The 4,718-nt window shown below is 67.0% G+C and carries 6 protein-coding genes; 2 read left to right on the top strand and 4 right to left on the bottom strand.

Annotation, left to right across the window (positions count from 1 at the left end):
* The first annotated feature begins 270 nt into the window (after positions 1-270).
* The gene (locus ABZ570_RS33560; protein WP_358072153.1) at positions 271-1,482 is read left to right on the top strand and encodes a low temperature requirement protein A; all 1,212 of its coding nucleotides are present in this window, start codon (positions 271-273) and stop codon (positions 1,480-1,482) included.
* Here the strand turns inward: ABZ570_RS33560 and ABZ570_RS33555 are convergent.
* From ABZ570_RS33555 to ABZ570_RS33540, 4 genes are all read right to left on the bottom strand, one after another.
* Positions 1,424-1,636, bottom strand: a complete 213-nt coding sequence (locus tag ABZ570_RS33555; protein ID WP_358072151.1) for a transposase — start codon at positions 1,634-1,636, stop codon at positions 1,424-1,426. The two genes, ABZ570_RS33560 and ABZ570_RS33555, sit on opposite strands and share 59 nt — an antisense overlap.
* 284 nt (positions 1,637-1,920) lie before the next feature.
* A complete protein-coding gene (locus ABZ570_RS33550) occupies positions 1,921-2,496 on the bottom strand; it encodes a dihydrofolate reductase family protein (protein ID WP_358072149.1) in 576 nt (191 codons plus the stop codon).
* Positions 2,497-2,532: 36 nt separating this feature from the next.
* Complete coding sequence (locus ABZ570_RS33545; RefSeq protein WP_358072147.1) at positions 2,533-2,946, bottom strand: VOC family protein; 414 nt, start codon at positions 2,944-2,946, stop codon at positions 2,533-2,535.
* Positions 2,943-3,362 carry a DUF1801 domain-containing protein gene (locus ABZ570_RS33540; RefSeq protein WP_358072145.1) on the bottom strand — a complete coding sequence of 140 codons (420 nt, stop codon included), beginning with the start codon at positions 3,360-3,362 and terminating at the stop codon, positions 2,943-2,945. The genes ABZ570_RS33545 and ABZ570_RS33540 overlap by 4 nt, the downstream gene beginning before the upstream one ends.
* 125 nt (positions 3,363-3,487) lie before the next feature.
* On the opposite strand from ABZ570_RS33540, the gene ABZ570_RS33535 reads away from it, so the two are divergent.
* Positions 3,488-4,417 (top strand): LysR family transcriptional regulator, encoded by a 930-nt coding sequence (locus tag ABZ570_RS33535; RefSeq protein WP_358072143.1) that lies wholly within the window; start codon positions 3,488-3,490, stop codon positions 4,415-4,417.
* Positions 4,418-4,718: the final 301 nt, after the last annotated feature.

Genomic DNA, 4,718 nt, shown 5'->3' with positions numbered 1-4,718 from the left:
CGCCCAGGAAGCGTGGAACACGCGCTCCGGCTGGCCGGATGGAACTCGAAGCCTCGCGGCGGTATCGCGGTCATCACGGCACCCTCCTCACCAGGCACAACGCCCGGTGGGTCAGGCCGGAAACACCGTTAGATCCACACCCCCAGCCGCTGGCCTCAACTCACTATGGCGGACAGGGGTTCCATGGGTGAGATCGGTGCGAATGCAGACCCGCCGACAGGGCAGCGTGACAGGGTAGCGGCGTGATGGGTCAGCCAAGGGAGGCCGGCGATGATGGCGGCAGGGCGGTCCGACCTGCTGCGCAGACGTGGGAGCCCGCAGCAGACGACGTTCCTGGAATTGTTCTTCGACCTGGCGTTCGTCTTCGTCATCCAGCGGATCGCCCTGCGGGTGACCGAAGATCTGGCCCGCCCCGGCCTCGCCGACTCGTGGCTTGCGCTACCAGAGGCGGGCAAGACGCTGCTGCTACTCATTCCGCTGGCCTGGGTGTGGACCATGACCGCGTGGACGACGGCCAGACTAGACCCACGCCGGCTACCCGTGCAGGTCATCGTCATCATGACCATGTTCGGTGTGCTGATCATGTCGGCTGGGCTACCAACCGCGTTCCGCGGCGGCGGCCTGGCCTTCGCTGTGCCGTACGTTGTCCTCCAGGTCGGCCGGGTCATCGTCCTCAAGGTCATGCTGCGAGGGCACGAGCTGGAGGACAGAGTCACCCGTGACCTCGTCTGGTTCACGCTGACGGGCATCCTGTGGATCGTCGGCGCGTTCACCCACGACGGGACCCGGGTGATGCTGTGGGTTGCCGCAGCGGCCGGGGATTCCTTGGCGGCCCGCTTGGGGTGGCCCGTGCCGAAGCTCGGCCGGTCCCGTGCCATCCCGTGGGCGGTGGCCGGCGAACATTTGGCCGACCGTTATCGGCAGTTCCTCCTGATCGCTCTGGGTGAGTCGGTCCTGACCCTCGCCGCCGCCTACACCATGGGCTTGTATGACGTCGAGTCGACGGCGGCGTTCGTGATCGGGTTCGCCACCACCGTGCTGCTGTGGCGGATCTACTACTACCGGGCCGGGCAGATCCTCACCGATGCCATCGCCGCGTCGAAGAATCCCGCCCACCTCGGCCGGGTGGCCGCCTTCACCCACTGGACCATGATCCTCGGCATCATCAACACCGCCATCGGATACAAACTGACCATCTCCCACCCGCTCGGCCACACCAAATTGGCCTGGGTGATCGTCATCCTCGGCGGCCCCGCCCTGTACGCCGCCGGCCGCGCCCACTTCGAATACGTGGTCTTCGCCCGCGTCTCCCGACCCCGGATCATCGGAGTCATCATCCTCGTCCTCGCAGCCCCACCGATGCTCCTCCTACCACCGGTGCTGGTCTCCCTCACCGCCGCACTGGTCCTGTCCGGGATCGCCGTCACCGACGCCACACGAGCCCGCGGGAAACCACTCGAAGCCCCATCACCACCCAAATGAAGGATCCGAAGCCCTTGCGGAGCTGGCGCAGTTCCTCATCCTCGACGGTCGTGGGCCGGTCGAAACGCTCACCGTGATCAGCCTCGTCCTGGCGGATCCAGTTGCGCAGCGCCTCGGGATGCACACCGAGTTGCTCGGCCAGACGCTTGATCATCCGGGTTGAAGTCAGACTTGCGGTAGAGCCGCACCGCACGCCGGCACAGCTCGTCCGGGTACTCACGAGGGGCGGGCACAGAGAACCGGTCAAGCCCCTGGAAGTGGTGTAACGGCTGATCTTTCGAGTTGTATTGGTTAGAAGGGTTGTGTTCCGGGCTGGTCAGTGGCGGGTTCGCTGGTTTCGGGTTGCCAGCGGTCGATGTCGTCGGGCCAGGCTGCGGGACGGCCGTGGCCGTGTTCGTCGGGGTCGGCCCCTGAACAGGGCCGACCCCGGCGGGCTGCTCACCGGAGGACGTCGTAGACCAGCTTCTGGATTCCGTTGGCGTATGACTCGCTCTCGATGAGCTTGAGGTTCTGCTTGTCCCTGTCGGTGTCGCTGAACAGCCGCTTGCCCGCGCCGAGCAGGACTGGGAAGACCAGCAGGTGGTAGCGGTCGATCAGGCGGGCATCGGCCAGGTTGCGGTTCAGGGTGGCGCTGCCGTGGATGATGATCGGCCCGCCCTCGGTCTTCTTCAGTGCGGCGACGTCGTCCAGTGACCGGAGGATGACGATCTCGCCCCAGTTGGACACCAGGTCCTTCTCCTGCAGCGTGGTCGACACGACGTACTTCGGCATCGCGTTGTAGCCGGGGAACTCCGCGGTCATGCCCGGCCACACCGGGGAGAACGCCTGATAGCTGACCCGGCCCAGCAGCATGGCAGTGGCCTCGTCCTGCTCACGGCCCTTAATCTCGTACGCGGCCTCGTCGAACTCGATGTCTTTGAAGGTCCAGCCCGAGTTGCGGTAGCCCGGTTCTCCGCCGGGCGCCTCGATGACGCCGTCGAGCGAGACGAACGCGGTGGCGATCAGAGTGCGCATTGGTAGCTCCTTGGTTGATTTGAGGTGCATTGTTCGTTACGGGGTCGGCGGTGCCGTCGGTTCCGCGTCGGCGGGGTACCAGCGGAGTTCGACGGTGTTGCGGTCTGGGTCCTGGACGTAGAGGGAGATGCCCTGGCCTCGGGCGCCGGACCGGCTCACCGGCCCTTCGAGGACGGTGAACACGCCGGATGCGATGACGTCGTGCCAGTCCAGCGGGTCGACCACCAGGCAGATGTGGTCGACGTTCGACTCGCCGCGGTGCCGCTGGACCAGGTCGATGATGGTGTCCGGACTGACCCGGACGGACGGGAATCTGATCCTCCCGGCCCGCCACTCGGAGACACGCACGGGTTCGAGGCCGAGCACCCCGCAGTAGAAGGCCAGCGATCGCTCGACGTCCTCGACGTTGAGGACGAGGTGGTCGAATTCCCTGACCCGTACGGTGCTCACTTCCCCTCCAGGGCGCGGGCCTGGCGCAGCCAGTCGGTGAACAGCGGCACGTCGATGTCGGCGGTGGATAGGAGCCGCACCGAGGCCATCTTCCGGGCGCTCGGGGTCAGGCGGCCGGACCGGTCGTTGATCTCCTGCCCGCGCCAGAGGCCGAAGGTGACGTACGAGGTGTAGGCCTTGATCAGGCAGATGGGCCGCCGTCCCGGAGCCTCGCCGAGGCCCCATACCGGGTGGCCGTGCCACATCACGCCGGTGGCGTCGGCCAGCGTGCCGTCGATGACCACGCGGGTGGTCTCGGCGATCTCCCGCAACGAGATCCCGAGCGCAGTCAAGTAATCGTTGATGCTTGTCGTCTTCATGATCCCTTCCCTGTCGATTAACGCGAGCCGGGCCGGCAGGTGGTGCAGACGGTCCATCGCTGCCGCTCCCGGCCTGTCCGGTGGGCCCCGGTGACGCTCCTAACGATTCGCGAACCGGCCCCGCCGACCAAGCCATGATCGGACTACGATCGTTGACTCAGGTTCAACGAAGGAGCGGCGGGATGCTGGAGCGACACGAGATCGAGACGTTTCTGACGCTCGCCGACGAGCTGCACTTCGGCCGTACCGCCGAACGCCTGCGCGTGACGACCGGCCGGATCAGCCACGTCATCAGGAAACTGGAGCGGCGGATCGGGGCTCCGCTGTTCGAGCGCACCAGTCGCGTCGTCCGCATCACGCCCATCGGCCGGCAACTCGCCGACGACCTGGCCCCGCTCGTCGAACAGATGGACACGGCCCTGCGCCGGGCGGTCGAGGCCGGCCGCGGCGTGACCGGCCAGCTGCGGGTAGCGTTCCTCGGCGAGTACCTCGCGCCGGTGCTGCTCAAAGCGGTCAAGCTCTTCACCGCTCGGCATCCCGACTGCGACGTGGACGTGCGCGAGGTGCAGCTGTACAACTCGCGAGCCAGCCTGCTGGACGGCTCGATCGACATCCTCGTCGCCGCCTACCCGTTCGACGGCATGGCCCGCGGGCCCGCGCTGATGGTCGAGCGGCGCGTGCTGGCCGTGGCCGCCACGCACCCGCTGGCCGGTGAGGAGTCGGTGTCGCTGGAGGTGCTCGCCGACCACCCGGTCGTCCAGTACCCGGCGATGACCTCCGCCGAGTTCAAGCGCGACCGCACACCCGAGCACACGCCGGCCGGCCGACCCGTCCCCAAGGGCCCACACGGCAAGACCTTCTCGGAAATGCTGTCACTCGTGGCGCTGGGCCGGGGCGTGCTGCCGGTGGGCGAGCAGACCGAGCGTTACCACCCGCGTCCCGACATCGCATACGTGCCGATTTACGACGCCCCGCCGATCGAGCGGGGACCGGTCTGGCTGGAGGCGAACACGACCGCCCGGATACAGGAGTTCGTCCGGGCCGCGACGGATGCCAATGCTCCGGTCCCAGAGTCGGCCGTGCTGGACAGGGCAAACCCGATGCCGCGGTAGCGGGTGCACGGCCATCAGCGAGCAAGCACAAAGTACGCAAGGCCGAGTAGGCCGCGATGGACACCGAGGTATTCGCGTAGCCGCGTCCAGTTCGGCACGGAGCTCAGCCGCTCTGAGGTCATCGGGATGTTCCAGGAGCCACTCTTGCCGGCCGGCCAACCAGGTGGACTCGAAGTCGTCCCATTCTTGTTGATCAGCGGTGCTGAAGTGTAAGACGCGCCAGCCCAGCACCCGCGCCTGCTCGATGAGATCTGCCAGATGCCTGATGTCCCCGCCGAGCATCTCCACGGCCTCGCTCGTT

This window comes from Micromonospora sp. NPDC007271, assembly GCF_040634005.1.
Taxonomy (GTDB): Bacteria; Actinomycetota; Actinomycetes; order Mycobacteriales; family Micromonosporaceae; genus Micromonospora.
Note: the sequence above shows the minus strand (reverse complement) of the source record. Positions and strands in the feature narration are given on the sequence as shown.